General features: G+C 56.9%; 19 protein-coding genes and 1 other annotated feature. Of the genes, 8 read left to right on the plus strand and 11 right to left on the minus strand.

Going from position 1 to position 21,912, the window contains the following annotated elements:
* Position 1: 1 nt before the first annotated feature.
* Positions 2-784 (minus strand): iron efflux ABC transporter permease subunit FetB, encoded by a 783-nt coding sequence (gene fetB / locus SK58_RS18465; protein ID WP_017383223.1) that lies wholly within the window; start codon positions 782-784, stop codon positions 2-4.
* The gene (gene fetA / locus SK58_RS18470) at positions 777-1,448 is read right to left on the minus strand and encodes an iron efflux ABC transporter ATP-binding subunit FetA (RefSeq protein ID WP_015571235.1); all 672 of its coding nucleotides are present in this window, start codon (positions 1,446-1,448) and stop codon (positions 777-779) included. The genes fetB and fetA overlap by 8 nt, the downstream gene beginning before the upstream one ends.
* A gap of 142 nt (positions 1,449-1,590) precedes the next feature.
* Here fetA and SK58_RS18475 point away from each other — a divergent pair, with 142 nt between their 5' ends.
* The 3 genes from SK58_RS18475 to SK58_RS18485 all read left to right on the plus strand — a co-directional run bounded on the left by SK58_RS18475 (position 1,591) and on the right by SK58_RS18485 (position 3,963).
* Positions 1,591-2,445, plus strand: coding sequence for a hypothetical protein (locus tag SK58_RS18475; protein WP_048220301.1), 855 nt, complete (start codon positions 1,591-1,593; stop codon positions 2,443-2,445).
* A gap of 154 nt (positions 2,446-2,599) precedes the next feature.
* Positions 2,600-3,514 (plus strand): SPFH domain-containing protein, encoded by a 915-nt coding sequence (locus tag SK58_RS18480; RefSeq protein WP_003858941.1) that lies wholly within the window; start codon positions 2,600-2,602, stop codon positions 3,512-3,514.
* On the plus strand, positions 3,511-3,963 hold the full coding sequence (locus SK58_RS18485) for an NfeD family protein (RefSeq protein ID WP_015571238.1): 453 nt from the start codon (positions 3,511-3,513) through the stop codon (positions 3,961-3,963). The genes SK58_RS18480 and SK58_RS18485 overlap by 4 nt, the downstream gene beginning before the upstream one ends.
* On the opposite strand, the gene cueR is transcribed toward SK58_RS18485, so the two are convergent.
* The gene (gene cueR, locus SK58_RS18490) at positions 3,960-4,370 is read right to left on the minus strand and encodes a Cu(I)-responsive transcriptional regulator (protein ID WP_017694388.1); all 411 of its coding nucleotides are present in this window, start codon (positions 4,368-4,370) and stop codon (positions 3,960-3,962) included. The genes SK58_RS18485 and cueR overlap by 4 nt on opposite strands.
* A gap of 108 nt (positions 4,371-4,478) precedes the next feature.
* On the opposite strand from cueR, the gene copA reads away from it, so the two are divergent.
* The 3 genes from copA (at position 4,479) to ybaK (ending at position 8,500) form a co-directional block, all read left to right on the plus strand.
* A complete protein-coding gene (copA, locus tag SK58_RS18495) occupies positions 4,479-6,977 on the plus strand; it encodes a copper-exporting P-type ATPase CopA (RefSeq protein ID WP_032104065.1) in 2,499 nt (832 codons plus the stop codon).
* 50 nt (positions 6,978-7,027) lie between these two features.
* Positions 7,028-7,822, plus strand: coding sequence for a TraB/GumN family protein (locus tag SK58_RS18500; protein ID WP_017383220.1), 795 nt, complete (start codon positions 7,028-7,030; stop codon positions 7,820-7,822).
* A 198-nt stretch (positions 7,823-8,020) separates the two neighbouring features.
* Entirely contained in the window at positions 8,021-8,500 is a 480-nt protein-coding gene (gene ybaK, locus SK58_RS18505) for a Cys-tRNA(Pro)/Cys-tRNA(Cys) deacylase YbaK (RefSeq protein ID WP_010428207.1), read from the plus strand.
* Between the two features lie 91 nt (positions 8,501-8,591).
* On the opposite strand, the gene ushA is transcribed toward ybaK, so the two are convergent.
* Positions 8,592-10,244, minus strand: a complete 1,653-nt coding sequence (gene ushA, locus SK58_RS18510) for a bifunctional UDP-sugar hydrolase/5'-nucleotidase UshA (protein ID WP_048220302.1) — start codon at positions 10,242-10,244, stop codon at positions 8,592-8,594.
* Positions 10,245-10,408: 164 nt separating this feature from the next.
* Here ushA and SK58_RS18515 point away from each other — a divergent pair, with 164 nt between their 5' ends.
* Positions 10,409-11,629: an MFS transporter gene (locus SK58_RS18515; protein ID WP_015571242.1), complete on the plus strand. Its 1,221-nt coding sequence runs from the start codon at positions 10,409-10,411 to the stop codon at positions 11,627-11,629.
* Positions 11,630-11,861: 232 nt separating this feature from the next.
* A complete protein-coding gene (gene ybaL / locus SK58_RS18520; protein ID WP_017383218.1) occupies positions 11,862-13,538 on the plus strand; it encodes a YbaL family putative K(+) efflux transporter in 1,677 nt (558 codons plus the stop codon).
* A 93-nt stretch (positions 13,539-13,631) separates the two neighbouring features.
* Here the strand turns inward: ybaL and SK58_RS18525 are convergent, their stop codons facing one another.
* The 7 genes from SK58_RS18525 to dnaX all read right to left on the minus strand — a co-directional run bounded on the left by SK58_RS18525 (position 13,632) and on the right by dnaX (position 21,853).
* The gene (locus SK58_RS18525; RefSeq protein WP_032104066.1) at positions 13,632-14,936 is read right to left on the minus strand and encodes an inosine/guanosine kinase; all 1,305 of its coding nucleotides are present in this window, start codon (positions 14,934-14,936) and stop codon (positions 13,632-13,634) included.
* Between the two features lie 62 nt (positions 14,937-14,998).
* The gene (gene hemH, locus SK58_RS18530; RefSeq protein WP_017383216.1) at positions 14,999-15,961 is read right to left on the minus strand and encodes a ferrochelatase; all 963 of its coding nucleotides are present in this window, start codon (positions 15,959-15,961) and stop codon (positions 14,999-15,001) included.
* A 124-nt stretch (positions 15,962-16,085) separates the two neighbouring features.
* Complete coding sequence (gene adk / locus SK58_RS18535; protein WP_006809841.1) at positions 16,086-16,730, minus strand: adenylate kinase; 645 nt, start codon at positions 16,728-16,730, stop codon at positions 16,086-16,088.
* 218 nt (positions 16,731-16,948) lie between these two features.
* On the minus strand, positions 16,949-18,823 hold the full coding sequence (gene htpG, locus SK58_RS18540) for a molecular chaperone HtpG (RefSeq protein WP_033486645.1): 1,875 nt from the start codon (positions 18,821-18,823) through the stop codon (positions 16,949-16,951).
* 110 nt (positions 18,824-18,933) lie between these two features.
* The gene (gene recR / locus SK58_RS18545) at positions 18,934-19,539 is read right to left on the minus strand and encodes a recombination mediator RecR (protein ID WP_006809843.1); all 606 of its coding nucleotides are present in this window, start codon (positions 19,537-19,539) and stop codon (positions 18,934-18,936) included.
* A complete protein-coding gene (locus SK58_RS18550; RefSeq protein WP_003858972.1) occupies positions 19,539-19,871 on the minus strand; it encodes a YbaB/EbfC family nucleoid-associated protein in 333 nt (110 codons plus the stop codon). The genes recR and SK58_RS18550 overlap by 1 nt, the downstream gene beginning before the upstream one ends.
* A 53-nt stretch (positions 19,872-19,924) precedes the next feature.
* Positions 19,925-21,853, minus strand: coding sequence for a DNA polymerase III subunit gamma/tau (gene dnaX, locus SK58_RS18555; RefSeq protein ID WP_017694393.1), 1,929 nt, complete (start codon positions 21,851-21,853; stop codon positions 19,925-19,927).
* Positions 20,531-20,595: a sequence feature (DnaX frameshifting element), on the minus strand. (Overlaps the previous gene by 65 nt.)
* Positions 21,854-21,912 lie beyond the last annotated feature (59 nt).

Below are 21,912 nucleotides of genomic sequence, written 5' to 3' on the forward strand. Positions count from 1 at the left end.
ATTACCCCGTCTTTTTCAACTGCGTCACCACCAGCTGGTGGCGCGCGTTGTAAAACTTCCGATAGGTCAGGTAGCAGGCAATGATGGTGGACAGGCTCGCCGTAGAGAGCAGCATAAACGTCACCATAATCTGGTACTTAATCGCTTTTACCGGATCGATACCGGCAAAAATCAGCCCCGACATCATGCCCGGCAGGCTCACCAGACCCACCGTTTTGGCGGAATCCACCGTTGGGATCAGCGAAGAGCGAATGCTGTCGCGGATCAACCGCGCAGAGGCCACCTTCGGCGTCGCGCCCAGGCTTAGCTTCTCCTGAAGCTGCTGCTGTTCACTGCTGAACCGTTGCCCCAGATTGTTGTAGCACAACCCGACCGCCACCATCGCATTGCCCGCAATCATCCCGGAAATGGGGATCACCTGCATCGGCGTAAATTCTATCGAGCCGGAGAGTACCAGTACCGCCAGCGTTAACGCGGTCCCGGTAGTGATGGCGATCAACGACGAAATGAACGCTTTATCGATGTATTTACTGCGTTTCTGCGCGTTCCATGCCGCGTTAAAGCAGATAAACAGCACCATCAACAGGGTCAGCACGGCATGATTGACGTTGAAGATGTATTTCAGCACATAGCCGACGATGATGAGCTGAATGACCGCGCGGGCGATACTCCAAAGAATATCTTTTTCCAGCCCCAGCTTTTCCCGGTAGCTGACCACAATCGCCACCAGCACCAGGACCATCGACAGCGCCAGCGATTCGTTGGTTATGTTATGTTCACCCACGATGAGCCTCCTCCATTTTCCCGCCCTGCGGCCTGAGCGTGATGACATCATCCGCATGGGTAATTTCATTTGAATCATGCGTCACCCACAGCACGGCAATATTCTGCTCCCGGGCGTAGCGATGGATAATGTCATTGACGTTGCGCTTGTTAGCGTCATCCAGCGCGCTGGTGATTTCGTCCAGCAACAGCGCCTTCGGCAAGAATTGCAGGTTACGGATCAGCGAGACGCGCTGCTTTTCCCCTCCCGACAGTTCGGCGATCGATTTGGTCAGCGTCTCCGGCGAAAGCCCGAACCGAGTCAGATCGTCGGTAAACTTTTTTGGATCAGGCGTTTGGTTGCGGATGTGCCAGGGGAAAACCAGATTGTCGTACACCGTGTCGCCAAACAGGGACGGCGTTTGCACGCAGTATGACACCTGCTGGCGATAGCTTTCCGGTGAAAGCGTGGCGATATCTTTTCCTGCAAACAGGATGGTTCCCTCCGTTGGGCTCAGTAGCGAAGCCACGATTTTCAGGAGGGTGCTTTTGCCGCAGCCGGAGGGGCCAGTTATCAGTTTAAATTCGCCCGGAGAGAGACAAAAATCAACGTGCTGAAGGATGGTGTTATCACCCACACGAAAGCCAACATCCCTGATATCCAGAAGATTTTTTTTATTATTCATTCCGATTCCATTAACCGCTGTAATAAGAACAGCCTTTAGCATAATCCTTTCCGCTACGCAGCGCGAATAGCCTTAACCTATAGCAAGTGTTAAACTTTTTGCTCGCTAATTGTCACCTCTATAACTACAGGAAGTCAGCAACATGACACATATCTTTTATGAGTTCTCTTCCCTGAAGCCTGGTATTCCTGATGTGGAAACATTAATGGAAGTCATCAATTCTTCTGAACTCACGCGTTTTGTCATGGGTGCAGAGGTGGTCGATTTTGTTAAGAAGGCGCTCATCGTTAACACCACAATCGGTAGCTTTAAAAACTGCTATTTTGCTTTCGATGATGGGGCTTACTTTCTCGAGTTTGACGGCAAGGGTAAATCCAGACGCTTTACTGAGGTGCCGGACTGGTTCGTTTCCCCCGCGGAATTTGCCCGCTCGCAATGGCTGATTAACCATGATCTGGCCGATGTGAAGGCGACGGCGTTTATTGACGTGTTGATGTCCTATCCGCTTAAAGAGCGCCGGGCGCACTGCAATCTGCTGTTTGGTCTGGATCTGCATAAGGTCAATGTGGTTCCGGCGCCTACAGCCCCTGCCGGAAAAATGGGCAATAAAAACGGAAAAACCACCAAGCCTCGCGTCACGGATCTCGGCTCTTTTGAGCTTTTTACCGCGTTCTTTGCGCGTATGAAAACCGCCGTCAATGCTAATGAATTCCCTACCCTACAGGTGCTGACCGGCCAGGAGGATCTTACAAAAGCGCCGCACAGCTTAAAGCAAGGGATCAGAACCTGGTTTAAGGCGATTACCGGCGATCTGCCGCCGAACAACAAACGTGTCGGGGCGGGCAATGCGGTATTGTTCTGCGCTCCCGTTCGCGAGCAGATCCAGCAGATAGAGGCCATCGGCCTGGAAAAATACTATCAGGGCTTATCAAAAGCTATCGCTGACGCCGGGGATGGGTTTATCACTGACTTCAGCTATACCTGGTCTGAAAAGTAACGCTTTGCGCCCCGCATCCCGAACGGGGCGTTTTATTTCTGCCAGTCCGGTTCCCACCTCTTTACAGGGGCGAAATCCTGTTCGTTAGCCGATATACTTACGTTCAACAAATACGCAGTTTTTCTCGTTACGGCATGCAAAACAGGAGGTTTTTATGCTCATCGTTGTTCCTGTCCTTATATTCGTTGCGCTGGTTATCGTGGGCGCAGGCGTCAAAATTGTCCCGCAGGGTTACCAGTGGACCGTCGAACGCTTCGGTCGCTACACCAATACTCTTCAGCCGGGTTTAAGCCTGATCGTCCCGTTCATGGACAGAATTGGGCGTAAGATCAATATGATGGAGCAGGTGCTGGATATCCCTTCCCAGGAAGTCATCTCCAAGGATAACGCCAACGTCACCATCGATGCGGTTTGCTTTATTCAGGTGATTGATGCGCCGAAAGCGGCCTATGAGGTGAGCAACCTGGAGCTGGCGATCGTCAACCTGACCATGACCAACATCCGTACCGTGCTTGGCTCAATGGAGCTGGACGAAATGCTCTCCCAGCGCGACAGCATTAATACCCGCCTGCTGCACATTGTGGATGAAGCCACCAATCCGTGGGGGATCAAAGTGACACGCATTGAGATCCGCGACGTGCGCCCACCGGCAGAGCTGATTGCTTCCATGAACGCGCAGATGAAGGCCGAGCGTACCAAGCGTGCCTATATTCTTGAAGCCGAAGGGGTGCGTCAGGCTGAAATCCTGAAAGCGGAAGGGGAAAAACAGTCGCAGATCCTGAAAGCCGAGGGCGACCGTCAGTCTGCCTTCCTCCAGGCGGAAGCGCGTGAACGTTCGGCAGAAGCGGAAGCCCGCGCGACGCAAATGGTCTCCGAGGCGATTGCCGCCGGGGATATCCAGGCCGTGAACTACTTCGTCGCGCAAAAATATACCGATGCGCTGAAGGAGATCGGCTCCGCGAACAACAGCAAGGTGGTAATGATGCCGCTGGATGCCAGCAGTCTGATGGGATCTATCGCCGGAATTGCCGAGTTGATCAAAGACGGCGGAAACGAGCGTAAAAAATGATTGAGCTCATCGTTGCACATCCTCATGCGTTCTGGCTAAGCCTTGGCGGCTTACTGCTGGCCGCCGAGATGCTTGGCGGCAACGGTTATCTGCTGTGGAGCGGGGTTGCCGCGGTGATTACCGGGCTGGTCGTCTGGCTGCTGCCTGTCGGCTGGGAGTGGCAGGGCGCGCTGTTTGCCGTGCTGACGCTGCTGGCCGCCTGGCTGTGGTGGCGCTGGCTGAACAAACGGGTGAAGGCGCAGAAGCCGGTCGACGCGCACCTCAACCAGCGTGGGCAGCAGATCGTGGGTAGACGCTTTACGCTTGATAACGCGCTGATCAACGGACGCGGTCATATGCGCGTGGGGGACAGTTCGTGGCCGGTGGTGGCCGACGATGACCTCAGCGCCGGCACGCGGGTTGAGGTCATTGCGGTGGAAGGCATTACCCTGCGGGTTAAAGCCTGTTAGACGTGGGTTTTACGGTGGCAGCAGCCGGAAAGATTGTCGATAATCGGGCACTCGGCGCTGTCATCTCCCGGGCAGGATTCTGCCAGCTGTAACAGTTGCTCACGCATCGCCTGTAATTCGATGATATGGCGTTCGATCTCCGCCACTTTTTCCAGCGTACGTTTTTTCACGTCGGCACTGTGGCGTTTCGGATCGTTAAACAGGTTAACCAGCTCGCCGCACTCTTCAAGGTTAAATCCTACCTGTCTTGCCTGGCGCAGTAACGTCAGTTCATCAAGATGCAGCTGCGTATAGCTGCGGTAGCCGTTTTCACTGCGCAACGGTGGCGTCACCAGCCCTTTTTCCTCATAAAAGCGAATCGCTTTGCTGGTTAAGCCGGTTTTTTTCGCAACATCGCTGATATTCACATTTCCCCCTTGACCTTCCCCTTGATGGAAGGTTTAACCTTCATAACAGTTAGCGAAAAGCAGAGTGAAGGTCAACAATTGACCAGAACATTATACGGGAGTTTTGTTATGTCTCACACTATTGACCTGACACTGGACGGCCTCTCCTGCGGCCACTGTGTCAAACGCGTTAAAGAAAGCCTGGAGCAGCGTCCTGACGTGGAAAGCGCTGAGGTGACTATCGATCATGCCGCCGTGACCGGCAGCGCCAGCGCCGACGCGCTGATTGATACCATTAAACAGGCCGGTTACGGGGCGGAGTTAAGCCACCCAAAGGCTAAACCGCTGGCAGAGTCATCATCCCCGTCGGAAGCACTGACAGCGGCCACTCCTGAGCTTCCGGTAGCTGATGATATTGATGACAGCCAACAGCTGCTGATCAACGGCATGAGCTGCGCCAGCTGCGTCTCCCGGGTACAAAACGCCTTACAGGCGGTACCGGGCGTCGCACAGGCACGGGTAAACCTGGCGGAGCGTACTGCGCTGGTGATGGGCAGCGCCTCCGCCGCAGAGTTAGTGCAGGCCGTGGAGAAAGCGGGCTACGGGGCGGAGGCCATCGAAGATGATGCCGAGCGCCGCGAGCGCCAGCAGGAAACGGCTGTCGCCACTATGAAGCGTTTCCGCTGGCAGGCGATTGTCGCCCTGCTGGTCGGTATTCCGGTGATGGTGTGGGGCATGATGGGTGACAACATGATGGTCACCGCTGACAACCGCACCCTGTGGCTGGTGATTGGTCTGATTACCCTTGCGGTGATGGTGTTTGCTGGCGGACATTTCTATACCAGCGCCTGGAAGAGCCTGAAAAACCGCACCGCGACGATGGACACGCTGGTCGCGCTCGGTACCGGCGCGGCGTGGCTGTATTCGATGAGCGTGAACGTCTGGCCGCAGTGGTTCCCGATGGAGGCGCGCCATCTCTATTATGAAGCGAGTGCGATGATTATCGGTCTGATTAACTTAGGCCATATGCTCGAAGCCCGCGCGCGTCAGCGCTCGTCGAAAGCGCTGGAAAGATTACTCGATTTAACCCCGCCGACGGCCCGCGTGGTCACGGACGACGGGGAAAAAAGCGTTCCGCTCTCAGAGGTACAGCCGGGAATGACGCTGCGCCTGACCACCGGCGACCGCGTGCCCGTCGACGGTGAAATCACCCAGGGCGATGCCTGGCTGGATGAAGCGATGCTGACCGGCGAGCCGATACCCCAGCAGAAATCTCAGGGCGATGCGGTGCATGCGGGTACGGTGGTACAGGACGGCAGCGTACTGTTCCGCGCCAGCGCGGTCGGGAGCCATACCACGCTGTCACGCATCATTCGCATGGTCCGCCAGGCGCAGAGCAGTAAGCCGGAGATTGGTCAGCTTGCCGATAAAATCTCCGCCATTTTTGTGCCGGTGGTCGTCGGTATTGCCCTGCTGAGCGCGGCGATCTGGTATTTCTTCGGCCCGGCGCCGCAGATTGTCTACACCCTGGTGATCGCCACCACGGTGCTGATCATCGCCTGCCCTTGTGCTCTTGGTCTGGCCACGCCGATGTCGATTATCTCTGGCGTCGGACGCGCCGCCGAATTTGGCGTACTGGTCCGGGATGCTGACGCCCTGCAACGGGCAAGCACGCTGGACACCCTTGTCTTTGATAAAACCGGCACGCTCACCGAGGGCAAACCGCAGGTGGTGGCCGTCAGTACCGTTGGCTGTACGGAGACGGACGCCCTGCGCCTTGCCGCCGCGCTGGAACAAGGTTCCAGCCACCCGCTGGCGCGCGCCATCCTGGAGAAAGCCGGTGATGGCCGTCTGCCGCAGGTCAGCAACTTCCGCACCCTGCGCGGTTTAGGGGTCAGCGGTGAAGCCGAAGGCCATACGCTGCTGCTGGGCAACCAGGCACTGCTGACTGAACACGGCGTTGATACGTCCGCGCTGGACGCAGAGCTAAATGCGCAGGCCTCTCAGGGCGCGACGCCGGTTCTGCTGGCGAGGGATGGTCAGGTGGCGGCGCTGCTGGCCGTGCGCGATCCGTTACGCCAGGACAGCGTAGATGCCTTACAGCGCCTGCACCGCGCGGGCTATCGTCTGGTGATGCTGACCGGGGACAACCCGACCACCGCCAACGCCATTGCGAAAGAAGCCGGTATTGATGAGGTGATCGCGGGCGTGCTGCCGGACGGCAAAGCGGACGCCATCAAGAACCTGCAAAGTCAGGGTCGCCAGGTGGCGATGGTGGGCGACGGCATCAACGACGCCCCGGCGCTGGCGCAGGCTGACGTAGGCATTGCGATGGGCGGCGGGAGCGATGTCGCCATTGAAACCGCGGCGATCACCCTGATGCGCCACAGCCTGATGGGGGTGGCGGATGCGCTGGCGATTTCGAAAGCCACGTTGCGCAACATGAAGCAGAACCTGCTGGGGGCCTTCGTCTATAACTCGCTCGGCATTCCGATTGCCGCCGGGATTTTGTGGCCGCTGACCGGTACCCTGCTGAACCCGGTTGTTGCGGGTGCGGCGATGGCGCTCTCGTCAATTACCGTGGTGAGCAACGCTAACCGTCTGCTGCGGTTTAAACCGAAGGATTGAACCTTGTACCCGTACGCGCTAGCATGAACCTTTCCGATCATGGAGCGCGTATGGGTCTGTTTAATCGTCTAAAAACATCGTTTCGCGCCCTTTTTCCCCGCCGTTATGCCTGGCCCGGTATGGATATTTCGCTTCCGGGCGGGCAGCATCTGCACCTGGTGGGAAGCATTCATATGGGCACGCAGGACATGTCCCCCCTGCCCTCCGGCCTGATTAAACTGCTGAAGCGCGCCGACGCGCTGATCGTCGAAGCCGACATCTCCGGCCATGAATCGCCGTTTGCCGGGCTGGAAAGCGATCGCCCCCTGGCGGAACGTCTTAACGGGACGCAGCTGGCTGAGCTTACCCGTCTTGCGGATGAGACCGGCGTCTCGCTCTCAATGCTCGACACTCTGCCCCTGTGGCAAATTGCCATGGTGCTACAGGCCACCCAGGCGCAGCGCCTGGGGCTGCGCGGCGATTACGGTATCGATTATCAACTGCTGAATGCGGCAAGGGCGCGCAACCTGTCCGTCATTGAACTGGAAGGCACGGACAGCCAGATTGCGCTTCTTCGCCAGCTTCCCGATGACGGCCTGATGCTGCTGGATGATACCCTGACCCACTGGCATACCAACGCGCGTCTGCTGCAAACAATGATTGGCTGGTGGCTGGATGCGCCGCCCGCAGACGGTAAGCTGGCGTTACCGTCGACGTTCAGTGAATCGTTGTATGATGTGCTGATGAACGCGCGCAACCAGGCGTGGCGGGAGACACTATATGCCCTGCCTGCCGGTCGTTATGTTGTCGCGGTTGGCGCGTTGCATTTGTACGGAGAAGGGAATTTGCCGTCGCTGCTGAAATAAAAAAATGGCCAATATCTCTATTGGCCCGTCAAAGAGGAATTTCATCGTTTTTATTATACCGAAGTGACCTTCGGCTACGCCGATTGTCGCTCAAAGTAACCATCACTGCCAATACTATTGCGCAAGATGGTGCTATTTTTTAGACAAACGTCAGGCGTATGCTGCTGGTATGAATCGTCTGTCGTAAGAAGGATAGCCATGACTCCCGCCGTTAAATTACTCGAAAAAAACAAAATTTCTTTCCGGATCCACACCTACGATCACGATCCGAACGAAACCAACTTTGGTGATGAAGTGGTGCGCAAGCTGGGGCTGAACGCGGACCAGGTCTACAAAACGCTGCTGGTCGCGGTGAACGGCGATATGAAGCACCTCGCCGTGGCAGTGACGCCCGTCGCCGGACAGCTTGATCTGAAGAAAGTGGCCAAAGCGCTGGGAGCGAAAAAGGTCGATATGGCTGACCCGATGGTTGCGCAACGCACAACGGGTTATCTGGTCGGCGGGATCAGCCCGCTCGGCCAGAAAAAGCGTCTGCCGACGCTGATCGATGCGCCTTCGCAGGAATTTGAGACGATCTATATTTCTGGCGGCAAACGCGGGCTGGATATCGAACTGGCCGCAGGCGATCTGGCGAAAATGCTGGACGCGAAATTTGCGGATATTGCGCGCCGGGATTGAGAAAATTGCCCGGTGGCGCTGCGCTTACCGGGCCTACGATTCGAATGTAGGCCGGGTAAGGCGAAGCCGCCACCCGGCAAAAAAAAACGCACTACTGCCAGCTCACCTCGCCTTTCGGCTCATACATGTTCACGTCAATCGGTGAATTTTGCTGGATAAACTGCTTCAACACTTCCGCATCAATAAACCCGGTATTTACATAGCCCGGTTTGTTATCGATATGCGGATAGCCGTCGCCGCCGGTGGCGTTAAAGCTTAACGTTGCCAGGCGGTAGGTTTTCGCCGGATCAACCGGTTCGCCTTTGATTTTGAGATCGTTAAGCTTGCCGTCCTTCGCGACGAAGCTGACGTTAGCAAACTGCGGATACGCCCCGGAATCCGGCTTCATCTGCGCCACGGCGGTCAGGTAGTCAATCACCTCCTTCCCGCTCATGTCCGCATAGACCACCACGTTGCCAAACGGCTGCACTTTGAGCACGTCTTTATAGGTGATGTCTCCGCCTTCAATGGAATCACGAATACCGCCGCCGCTCATCACGCCGAAATCCGCATTCGTGCGCGCCATCTGCGCGGCCAGCACCAGACGCCCCATGTTGGTCTGTACAAAGCGGACTTTGCTGCGGTCCCCTTCCAGTCGTCCGTTAAGCGTGCCAATCTTCACGTCCAGCTGCGCTTTCCCTTTGCTCTGGAACGGCGTCAGCAGAGAGAGCATCTGCTGGTTTTCAGCGATCTCTGGCGTGTAGAGTACCCGCTCGCTTTTGCCATCCGGGTAGGTCACTTTCTTCTTCAGGTTGACCGGGATGAGCTGATAGTGCACCAGCTTCATTTCGCCGTTACGGAATTCGAAATCCGCGCGGCCAACGTATTTACCCCACTCGTGGGCCTGTACAATCCAGATCCCGTTCTGACGATCAGGCGCGCACGGCGTGCCGGGCACATAATCTGCCTGCTTTTTATTCTCAGAAGCCATGCAGACCGGATCCTGTGAGTGACCGCCCACAATCATCGCCAGCGAGCCCGCAGGAAGGCTGCGCGCCATCTCCACGTCGCCCGGCGCGTTAGAGCCGTGCTGACCGTTATCGTAATGCCCCATGTGGGTGGTCGCGATAATCACATCCGGTTTTTCATTCTGCTGCAACTCCTGGATCACCAGCTTCGCTTCGTCCGCCGGTTTACGAAATTCGATGTCGGTGAAAAATTCAGGATTACCAATTTTGGCCGTATCGTCGGTGGTTAAGCCGATGACCGCGATCTTCAGATCCTGACGCTTAAACAGCGCCCACGGTTTAAACAGACGCTCGCCGGTGCTTTTCTGATAAATATTGGCGGAAAGGAACGGGAATTTGGACCACTTCTCCTGCTGGCGCAACACGCTCAGCGGATTATCAAACTCGTGGTTTCCGACCGCCATCGCGTCGTAACCAACTAAATTCATGCCGCGGAAATCAGGCTCGGCATCCTGCAAATCAGATTCCGGTACCCCGGTATTAATATCCCCGCCCGACAGCAGCAGTACGCTGCCGCCCTGGGCCGCGACCTCTTTACGAATGCCGTCCACCAGCGTTTTTTGCGCCGCCAGGCCATATTCACCGTATTCGCTGCGCCAGAAATGGCCGTGATGATCGTTAGTATGCAGAATGGTAATTTTATAGGTTTTATCTTTTTCATACGCCTGCGCGGGCAGGCTTGTCAGCCCCCATGCGGCGATGAGCGCCAGCGCGACGCCACGCTTCATTAACTTCATCTTCTCTCTCCCTGACCCATAGACAAACGCAAAAATTACAGTGACTCACAAGAATAGACAAATAAGTTTTCAGAATTGCGACTTTCTTCAAATGTCACGGACGGGTATGTTAGTCGGATAATAATTACTCCCTGCATCTCTAATAACAAATCGACGTGGTATTTATGGCAATCAGTGAATCAACCCAGCCCGTCCAGGGCGCTCCGGCGTCGCCGCCGAAATCGCGCACTTCCTTTAAAGTATTAGGCGCAATCAGTCTCTCTCATCTGCTCAACGATATGATCCAGTCGCTGATTCTGGCGATCTACCCGCTGTTGCAGTCTGAGTTCTCATTAACCTTCGTGCAGATCGGGATGATCACCCTGACCTTCCAGCTGGCCTCTTCGCTGCTACAGCCGGTGGTGGGCTACTGGACGGACAAATACCCGATGCCATGGTCGCTGCCCATTGGCATGTGCTTCACCCTGAGCGGGCTGGTGCTGCTGGCCATGGCGGGCAGCTTTGAGGCGGTACTGGTTGCCGCGGCGCTGGTGGGAACCGGTTCATCGGTGTTTCATCCGGAATCGTCCCGCGTGGCACGTATGGCCTCCGGCGGACGTCACGGGCTGGCGCAGTCTCTGTTCCAGGTGGGGGGTAACTTTGGTAGCTCCCTCGGTCCTCTGCTGGCGGCGGTAATTATCGCGCCTTACGGCAAAGGCAACGTGGCGTGGTTTGTGCTGGCCGCGCTGCTGGCGATTGTCGTCCTGGCGCAAATCAGCCGCTGGTATGCCGCGCAGCATCGCGTAAATAAGGGAAAACCTGCCGCGAAGATAACCAATCCCCTTCCGCGCAATAAGGTGATCCTTGCCGTCAGCGTGCTGCTGGTGCTGATTTTCTCGAAATATTTCTATATGGCGAGCATTAGCAGCTATTACACCTTCTATCTGATGCAAAAATTCGGATTATCAGTACAAAACGCCCAGTTCCACCTCTTTGCCTTCCTGTTTGCGGTGGCGGCAGGCACGGTGATAGGCGGCCCTGTGGGGGATAAAATTGGACGTAAATATGTGATTTGGGGCTCTATACTCGGCGTCGCGCCGTTTACGCTTGTTTTACCGTACGCAACGCTGGAATGGACCGGAATATTGACGGTGATTATTGGTTTTATTCTCGCATCGGCATTTTCAGCCATCCTGGTCTACGCGCAGGAGCTGCTGCCGGGACGTATCGGTATGGTTTCCGGTCTCTTTTTCGGTTTTGCCTTTGGCATGGGCGGCCTTGGCGCAGCCGTGTTGGGGATGGTTGCAGACCACACCAGCATCTTCCTGGTCTATAAAATCTGCGCTTTCCTGCCACTTCTGGGGATGTTGACCATATTCCTGCCTGACAATCGTCATAAAGCGTGACTTCACGGCTGCCAAAGTTAAACTTTGGCAGCCGGATAACCTGATGCCATAAGGCTTTCCTCTCCCTCCCCTCAGCAAATTTATCAAAATCTGCCTTTTTTCATGCTTATTGCCTTTTTATTGTGATTTCAACAATTATTCATAAACATAAGCGTAAAAATTGTCATAAACTATTAATCGGCTTTTTGGTATTTGCACCAAAAATGGATCACCCATCGCGAAAGGAGACGGAATGCACCACGCCACACCGCTTATCACCACCATTGTTGGTGGACTTGTGCTCGCTTTTATTCTCGGCATGATTGCCAATAAATTGCGTATTTCGCCCCTGGTAGGCTATTTACTGGCGGGCGTGCTGGCAGGGCCCTTTACGCCGGGTTTTGTCGCTGATACCAAACTGGCGCCTGAGCTGGCGGAATTGGGCGTGATCCTGCTGATGTTTGGCGTCGGACTGCATTTTTCCCTGAAGGATCTGATGGCGGTAAAGTCGATCGCCATACCGGGAGCGATCGCCCAGATAGGGGTGGCGACGCTGCTGGGCATGGCGCTTTCGGCGGTGCTGGGCTGGTCAATCATGACCGGTATCGTATTTGGGCTGTGTCTTTCAACCGCCAGTACCGTGGTGCTGCTGCGCGCGCTTGAAGAGAGACAGCTGATAGACAGCCAGCGCGGACAAATCGCGATAGGTTGGCTGATTGTTGAAGATCTGGTAATGGTGTTGACGCTGGTTCTGCTGCCTGCCGTTGCCGGGATGATGGAAAAAGAGAATATCGGCTTCGCCTCGCTGGCGCTGGATATGAGCATTACCATCGGTAAGGTTGTAGCGTTTATCGCCATCATGATGCTGGTGGGCCGCCGTCTGGTGCCGTGGATCATGTCCCGCAGCGCCGCCACGGGCTCGCGTGAACTGTTCACGCTTTCGGTCCTTGCGCTGGCGCTGGGCATTGCCTTTGGCGCCGTCGAGCTGTTTGACGTCTCCTTTGCGCTGGGCGCGTTCTTCGCCGGGATGGTGCTGAACGAGTCCGAGCTGAGCCACCGTGCCGCGCACGATACCCTGCCGCTACGTGATGCATTCGCGGTGCTGTTCTTTGTCTCCGTCGGGATGCTGTTCGACCCGCTGATCCTCATTCAGCAGCCGCTGGCCGTGCTGGGTACGCTGGCAATCATCATCTTTGGTAAGTCCGTTGCCGCCTTCTTCCTGGTACGGATGTTCGGTCACTCGCCGCGCACGGCGCTGACCATCGCCGCCAGCCTGGCGCAGATTGGCGAGTTCGCCTTTATTCTTGCCGGTCTGGGGATGGCCCTGAACCTGCTGCCACAGGCGGGGCAAAATCTGGTGCTGGCGGGGGCGATCCTCTCCATCATGCTAAACCCGGTATTGTTTGCCCTGCTGGAGAAATATCTCGAGAAGACCGAAACCCTCGAAGAGCAAACCCTGGAAGAAGCGATTGAGGAGGAGAAACAGATCCCCGTAGATATCTGCAACCACGCGCTGCTGGTCGGTTTTGGCCGCGTCGGCAGCCTGCTCGGTGAGAAGCTGATGGCCCAGGGGATCCCCCTGGTAGTGATTGAAACCTCCCGCACTCGCGTCGACGAGCTTCGCGAGCGCGGCATCCGCGCGGTGCTGGGCAACGCGGCTAACGAAGAGATTATGAATCTGGCGCATCTGGACTGCGCTCGCTGGCTGCTGCTCACTATCCCGAACGGTTACGAGGCTGGCGAGATTGTCGCCACAGCCCGTGAAAAATGCCCACATATCGAAATCATTGCCCGCGCCCATTATGATGACGAAGTGGAGTACATCACCGAGCGCGGCGCGAATCAGGTGGTGATGGGTGAGCGTGAGATTGCGAATACAATGCTGACAATGCTGACAAAACCGCCAGTTGAAGAGGCGGTGACGGGTTAAGTTTTGTGCGGCCTGATGCCCTCACCCTGGCCCTCTCCCACAGGGAGAGGGAACAAACACTAAAAACGGCAACCACAGGTTGCCGTTTTGCTTTTACCTGTCCCAATACGCCTCTTCGAGGCTGTCTTCCCGTTCCGGCAGCCCCCGCGTTAAGCGCGGTGAATGCTGGTTCAGCACCTGATAACTCACGCGGTTCGCGTACTTGCACACCTGCGCCAGCGAGGAGTAGGTCAGCCAGTTGAAGGTGTGCTTGCTGGAATTCGGCACATTGGTTTTGTGGTAGGCGTTGGCGGTGATGTCGTGCAGCAGCGCGGCCAGCGCGCCGTCGCCCGCGCCGTTGGTGTTCATGATCTTCTCGGGGCCACCCATATACGGTGCGATGTGGGAGAAGATACGCAGCGGGTTGATGCAGTCTTTATGACGCATGGCGCGGCTGAACTCGTACTGGTTAAATTCGGCGATTGCGCCCGGCAGCAGCGGGTGCTGGGTTTTTCGCTTGCTCTCTTCTTCCGTGAAGCCCGCCATATACAGCCCGACCGGCCCGGCGGTGCAGAGCACCAGATCTACCCAGTCCAGCGCCTTATCAGACGCCAGCAGCGGATCGCTTTCGCCGGTCAGCGCTTCGGCTTCTTCTTCATTCATCGCCAGAATCGAGACGTGTTCTTTCAGGAAGGCCTGCCACCACTCCGGGTTGTCGGCAATGACGAATTTGGTGCCCAGCGTCAGAACCACAGGCACGTTGTATTTCTTCGCGTACTCAATTGCCTTCATGGTTGCGTCCGGCATTGGTTCGCCCGGCTTGCAGCGCACCAGATAGGAGGTCAGTACCAGCGCAGACGCGCCCGCGATCACCTCTTCCGGGATACTTTCAGCGCGCAGCTTGTTCATATGGCCGGGGCTGATGGCAAAGGTACGCTCGCCGGAATCGCTTATCAGCGTAAAGCAGCGGCCAATCGGCCCGTCAACGCCCTGCAAATAGTTCAGATCGGTGCGGCTGGAGGTATTGCACAGGTAGCGGTAGGCATAGCCACCGATTTCGATATTGCTGCACATCACGCCAAGCAGCACCGAGCGGTCGTCTGCCAGTACGGAGTAGTTGTGCATGGTGTTGCCGATGGTGCCGCCGGCAAACTGGTGGGTGATAAGATTTTCGCGCACCAGCTCCTGATATAGCGCTTCAGCAACGTCATCCTCAATCACCAGCGAGTGCCCGGCGCTCAGACCGTAACGTGCGACAAACGCATCATCCACTTTGGCTTCAATGTCCACCAGCGTCTGATCGATACCGACCACCCAGGCAGCGCTGGTTTCGCTTTCCTGCTGAATTTGCTGTAACAGCGGATCGCGGGCATCGACGGGGAAATAGTGTTTGGACTTACGTTTACCGGGAAATTTCATGGTCTGAACTGTGCAAAGAATACGGGCCGGGAATGGTAGCACAAACCCGGCCCGTAACGCGATCAGCGGCGGGTGGTGACCAGTGACACCATCATGTCGATGTGTTCAGGGGAGTCGTTAAGCGCAGGAATGTATTCGTATTTCGTTCCGCCCGCCTCCATAAAGAACTCTTTGTTCTGGACAGCAATCTCTTCCAGCGTTTCCAGACAGTCCGCCGAGAAGCCCGGCGACATCACCTGAATGTGCTTCACGCCCTTCTCGCCCAGCATCTTAAGCGTTTCATCAGTATACGGGGTGAGCCACGGTTCACGGCCGAAGCGCGACTGGAAGGTCATCATCACCTTCTCAGGCGGCAGGCCGAGGGCGGAGACCAGCTCGCGGGTGGTATCGCGGCAACGCTGGGGGTAATCATCCCCTTCGTTCGCGAAACGCTGCGGAATACCGTGATAGGAGAGCAGCAGCAGATCCGGCTCGCCGTGTTTTTCAAACGACGCGCGCGCGCTGCTGGCAAGCGCCTGAATGTACAGCTCGTTATCGGCATAGTCGCGGATAAAGGTGATACCCGGTATACGGCGGCGGGTCGCCAGAATGCGCGCCAGTTCGTCCCAGACGGCAGCTACCGTGGAGCACGAATACTGCGGATAAAGGGCCAGCACCACAATGTGTTCAACGCCCTGCGCCAGCAGAGAGTCGACGGCGCTTTCCAGGGACGGCTTACCGTAGCTCATGCCGAGCGCAACGGGCATGTCCGGCAGGCGGGCGGCCAGCGCCTTCTCCTGACGACGGCTGTACACCATCAGCGGCGAGCCCTCTTCCATCCACACGGACTGATAGAGCTTTGCCACACGCGGGGAACGAATCGGCAGAATGACGCCACGCAGCAGTGGCCACCACAGCAGTCTTGGGGTATCCACGACGCGCGTGTCGCTTAAAAATTGTCGCAGGTAGCGTTTGACCGCCGCTGGAGTAGGTGCTTCTGGGGTGCCCAGATTGGCAAGCAGGATGCCGGTTTTCGCCTGACTCATTCACGCCTCTTAACCATTTGATAGGCTGTCAATTGTAGCGGAAATGCGTTTAAACGAAACCCATTGCTGTAATAGGTAAGATGAGAATTTTTCTCACCCGGGGCTCCGGGTGAGAGAGGTGCGCTTAGCCGAGGATTTTTTCCAGCTCTGCACGTACGTCAGCCACGGCTTTGGTGCCGTCCACTTTCGCGTATTTGGTGTTACCCGCCTGCGCTTCTTTGGTGTAGTAGCCGATCAGCGGTGCGGTCATCTGATGATATTCCACCAGGCGTTTACGCACGGTTTCTTCCTGATCGTCTTTACGGGTGGTCAGCTCTTCGCCGGTCACGTCGTCTTTGCCTTCAACCTTAGGTGGGTTGAATTTGATGTGGTAAACGCGGCCAGAAGCAGCGTGTACGCGACGGCCAACGATACGGTCAACGATCAGCTCGTCTGGTACGTCGAACTCCAGCACGTAATCCACGTTGATGCCCGCTTCTTTCATGGCGTCAGCCTGAGGAATGGTGCGCGGGAAGCCGTCCAGCAGGAAACCGTTACGGCAGTCTTCCTGAGCAATGCGCTCTTTAACCAGCGCGATAACCAGTTCGTCGGTCACCAGTTTGCCTGCGTCCATGATGTCTTTCGCTTGTTTACCCAGCTCGGAGCCAGATTTAACAGCGGCGCGCAGCATGTCACCGGTGGAGATTTGCGGAATACCGTATTTCTCCATGATGAACTGAGCCTGAGTTCCTTTACCCGCGCCCGGAGCGCCAAGCAGAATAATACGCATTGCGAAAATCCCCTCAAAAGTCGATTCAATTTTTCAAAAAGCGCTAAACAATACCACCAGAACGGGTATGGCTCAAGGAAGGCGGGAAGGCTGAAACGGTTAACGGGGGGAGATAATTTGGCTTCGGGCGGTCTGGTGCCCTCACCCTAACCCTCTCCCACAGGGAGAGGGAACTCTTTCACCCTCTCCCTGTGGGAGAGGGCCGGGGTGAGGGAAGATTACGCCAGCAGCAGCGCATTCACACGTTTAATGAACAGGTTAGGATCTTCCAGCGTACCGCGCTCGGCCAGCAGGGACTGATCCAGCAGCAGTTCAACCCACTCCGCAAAGCGGGCGTCGTCCTGGGTATCCGCCGCGCGTTTCACCAGCGGGTGATCCGGATTAAGCTCAAAGATATATTTCACATCCGGCACGGCCTGGCCCGCCGCAGCGAACAGTTTCGCCATCTGGGTGCTCATTTCGTCCGCATCGGTGGTGACAATGGCTGGCGTATCGGTCAGACGGTGCGTGAAGCGCACCTCTTTCACGCGGTCGCCCAGCAGCGTTTTAACGCGCTCAACGAACGGCTCCAGCGCCTTCTCGGCTTCTTTCGCGCTGTCGTCCACTTCATCCGCCAGCTTATCGATAGACTCGTCGGCTTTGGCAACGGACTGGAAGGATTTACCGTCGAACTCGGTCAGGTAGTTCATCATCCACTCGTCGATGCGGTCAGACAGCAGCAGCACTTCGATGCCTTTCTTACGCAGCAGTTCCAGATGCGGGCTGCTCTTCGCTGCCGCATAGCTGTCGGCGGTGATGTAGTAGATCTTCTCCTGCCCTTCTTTCATGCGGGAGACGTACTCTTCCAGCGACACGGTCTGGGCGGAGGAGTCGTTGTGCGTAGAGGCGAAGCGCAGCAGTTTAGCGATAGCTTCCACGTTCGCAGTATCTTCCGCCGGACCTTCTTTCAGCACCAGGCCAAACTGTTTCCAGAAGGTCTGGTATTTTTCCGCATCGTCCTTCGCCAGTTTTTCCAGCATCTGCAACGCACGTTTGGTCAGGGCGTTGCGCAGGTTACGGGTGACGGTGCTGTCCTGAAGAATTTCACGGGAGACGTTCAGCGGCAGATCGTTGGAGTCTATCAGGCCACGCACAAAGCGCAGGTAGTTCGGCATGAACTGCTCGGCGTCGTCCATAATGAACACGCGCTGCACGTACAGCTTCAGGCCGTGCTTGTGATCGCGGTTCCACATGTCCCACGGCGCCTGCGCCGGAATGTACAGCAGGCTGGTGTACTCCTGCTTCCCTTCAACACGGTTGTGGCTCCAGGTCAGCGGATCGGTGAAGTCGTGGGCGATGTGCTTGTAAAACTCGTTGTACTCGTCGTCTTTAATTTCAGCTTTATTACGCGTCCACAGCGCCTGCGCCTTGTTGATTTTCTCCCAGGAAACCACGGTTTCGCCGTCTTTCTCTTCCTGTTTTTCAATCTCAACCGGCAGCGCGATATGGTCGGAATACTTACTGATGATGGAGCGTACGCGCCAGTCGTTCAGGAAATCGTCTTCGCCTTCACGCAGGTGCAGGATGATTTCTGTGCCGCGATCCGCTTTGGTGATGTCATCAACGGTGTATTCACCTTCACCTTTAGACTCCCACAGCACGCCGTTCTCGACGCTGTCGCCCGCGGCGCGGGTGCGCACGGTGACTTTGTCCGCCACGATGAACGCCGAGTAGAAGCCTACGCCGAACTGACCGATCAGCTGGCTGTCTTTCGCCTGGTCAGAGCCCATGGACTCAAGGAACGCTTTGGTGCCGGATTTGGCGATGGTTCCGAGGTGGTCAATCACCTCGTCGCGGTTCATCCCGATGCCGTTATCGGCGATGGTCAGGGTGCGGTTCTCTTTATTAAACGAGACGCGCACGCGCAGCTCGCCGTCGCCTTCATACAGATCCGGGTTAGACAGCGCGCGGAAGCGCAGCTTGTCCGCCGCATCAGAGGCGTTGGAAATCAGCTCACGCAGGAAGATTTCTTTGTTGGAATACAGGGAATGGATCATCAGGTGCAGAAGCTGTTTTACTTCTGACTGGAAACCACGGGTTTCTTGTCCTTTCATCTAAGTCGACCTCAACAATGCCATTTAATGGGGTTGTAAAACGTTGAGTGAGAGATGGGGATAAGGGGAGGAATTTTCAAGCGGAGGCCGCGCGCGCAGCCTCCGTTTGGTCAGAAAATAATCTTGTGACGTCCGGCCAGCGAGTGTGACAGCGTGGTGCCGTCGACCATCTCCAGCTCACCGCCGACCGGCACGCCGTGGGCGATGCGGCTGGCGTCAACGCCGTACTGCGCGCACAGCTCGGCGATGTAGTTGGCGGTTGCCTCCCCTTCCACCGTCGGGTTGGTGGCGAGGATCACCTCTTTGATGGTTTCCGACTCCAGGCGCTGCTCCAGGCGGTCAAGACCGATATCGTCCGGGCCGATGCCATCCAGCGGGGAGAGATGCCCCATCAGCACGAAATAGCGGCCGGAAAACTGCCCGGTTTGTTCGATGGCGTAGATGTCCGCCGGACTCTCCACCACGCAAATCTGACCGTTTTCCTGACGACGCGGGTTCGTGCAGATGTTACATACGTCCTGCTCGGTAAAGGTCCGGCAATCCGCACAGTGGCCAATTTCTGACATGGCGCGGGTCAGAGCCTGCGCCAGGCGCATCCCGCCGCTGCGGTCGCGCTGCAATAGCGTAAACGCCATACGCTGCGCCGACTTCGGGCCAACGCCCGGCAGGCAGCGCAGTGCTTCCATTAACTGCGTGAGCAGCGGACTGGTTTGCATCAGAATGGCATCTTAAAGCCCGGCGGCAGTTGCATACCGCTGGAAACAGAGGCCATTTTCTCTTTCTGGGTTTCGTCGATACGGCGAGCGGCATCGTTAAACGCGGCTGCAACCAGATCTTCCAGCATCTCTTTGTCGTCTTCGAGCAGGCTCGGGTCGATTTCAACGCGACGGCAGTTATGCGCACCGTTGATGGTCACCTTGACCAGACCGGCACCGGATTCACCCGTGACTTCCAGCTGAGCGATCTCTTCCTGCATCTTCTGCATTTTTTCCTGCATCTGCTGAGCCTGCTTCATCAGGCCACCCAGACCGCCTTTTCCACCAAACATAGGCTTCTCTCTTCTTTCACGTTAAGGATTACAACCGTAAGTCAGACTCACGATCAAATGGGGCGAATACTCTCTTCATCCAGATCGGCGTCGAAGAACCGACGCAGGGTCTGGATGTTGTTATCCGCAATTATCGCCTCGCGCGCCTGCGCGAGCTTCTCTTCATAAATGGCCTGACGCCACTCGAGCGGCGTTTTCACCGCCGGATTATCATCTTCAATGATAGTCAATTCAACCGGTACACCCTGTAATGCGGTAAGCGCCTCGGCCAGCGCCTTTTGCGCGCCAGGGGAGTTGAGGTGCCGCTGGCCAGGGCGCAGGTGCAGACGCACCTGATTACCGTCCTGCTCTTTCCAGGCGTTCAGCGCGACCTGCTCCACCAGCTTCGGCAGTTGCAGTTTGCTGACCTCGGCGGCCCAGGCGTCGCGCTCGATGGACTCTTCCGCGAGCTTCGCGGATAGCTCCGGCGTTTTTTCATGCTCCAGCGCCTTTTTCAGCGCTTTTGGCGTGGCGACCACTTCCTTGACCGTTTCAACAACGGTGGTCGCCTTCCAGCGGTATGCCTCTTCTTTCGCCGGGGCTTTTTGCTCGAGCGCGGACGGTGCCGGACGCGACTGCACGCGCTCCGTTACCGAGGCCAGTCGTTCAAGCGCGGCGTTGTTCACCGGCCGCGCTCTTGCAGGCGCTGCCGGTTCACTCTTTTTTGGTTTGGTTGCTCCCTGCGCACGTTGCAACTGGCTTCGTGCGGCAAGCACCGAACTGGTGGCATCCGACAGCGGCACGTTTTGCGGCGGCGGCGATGCCGGTTGCGGTGGCACCTGCTGCGGTGACATTACCGCGGTCGGCGCAACCGGCGCAAAGGACTGCCGGGGCGTTTCCGGCTCCGGCAATGGCTTGCGCGGATGGAAGGCCAGCGCGCGCAGCAGCGTCATTTCAACGCCCATCCGGCGATCCGGTGCAAACGGCAGCTCTTTGCGGCCAATCAGCAGCGTCTGATAATAAAGCTGAACGTCAGCCGGCGGCACGGTGCGCGCAAGTTCACGCATCCGCTGTTCAATGGTCGCCATGTCCGCGCCAATGGCCGACGGAGACAGTTGCAGCATCGCCACGCGGTGCAGCAGGCTGAGCATCTCGACAAGCAGCGCTTCCCACTCAATGCCACGGGCAGCGGCGTCGTTGACGAGCGCCATCACTCGCTCACCGTTGGCGGCAATCATCGCTTCAATAAGCGACAGCGCCTGATCGTCATCCAGCGTGCCGAGCATGGTACTGACCGCGTCGGTGGAGAGTTTACCGTCACCGCTGGCAATCGCCTGGTCGGTCAGGCTCAGCGCATCGCGCAGGCTGCCGTCCGCGGCACGGGCCAGCAGTTGCAGCGCACGCGGCTCGTGGACAATGTTCTCTTCATCGAGGATATGCTCAAGCTGAGCGCGGATCTGCTCAACGTCGAGCGCCTTCAGGTGGAATTGCAGGCAGCGCGAGAGGATCGTGACCGGCAGCTTTTGCGGATCGGTGGTCGCCAGCAGGAATTTGACATGCGCAGGCGGCTCTTCCAGCGTTTTCAGCAGGGCGTTGAAGCTGTGGCGCGACAGCATGTGCACTTCATCGATCAGATAGACCTTGAAGCGGCCGCGCGCCGGGGCGTACTGCACGTTGTCGAGCAGATCGCGGGTATCTTCCACTTTGGTGCGCGAGGCGGCGTCGATCTCAATCAGATCGACAAAACGCCCCTGCTCGATCTCACGACAGTTGTCGCACACGCCGCACGGGGTGGCGGTGATCCCGGTTTCGCAGTTCAGACCTTTTGCCAGCAGACGGGCAATAGAGGTTTTACCGACGCCGCGGGTGCCGGAAAAAAGATAGGCGTGATGGATGCGACCTAGCGACAAGCCGTTCGCCAGGGCCGTCAGCACATGTTCCTGACCGACAACGTCAGCAAAGGTTTGTGGTCGCCATTTACGGGCTAACACCTGATAACTCATGGGCAGGCTCTGCAACGCTGGAAGGTGAATTAATGGAGGGGAATGCTATCACAACCTCA

Origin of the sequence: Enterobacter sp. BIDMC93, from assembly GCF_001037805.1 — a bacterium.
GTDB lineage: Bacteria > Pseudomonadota > Gammaproteobacteria > Enterobacterales > Enterobacteriaceae > Enterobacter > Enterobacter hormaechei_C.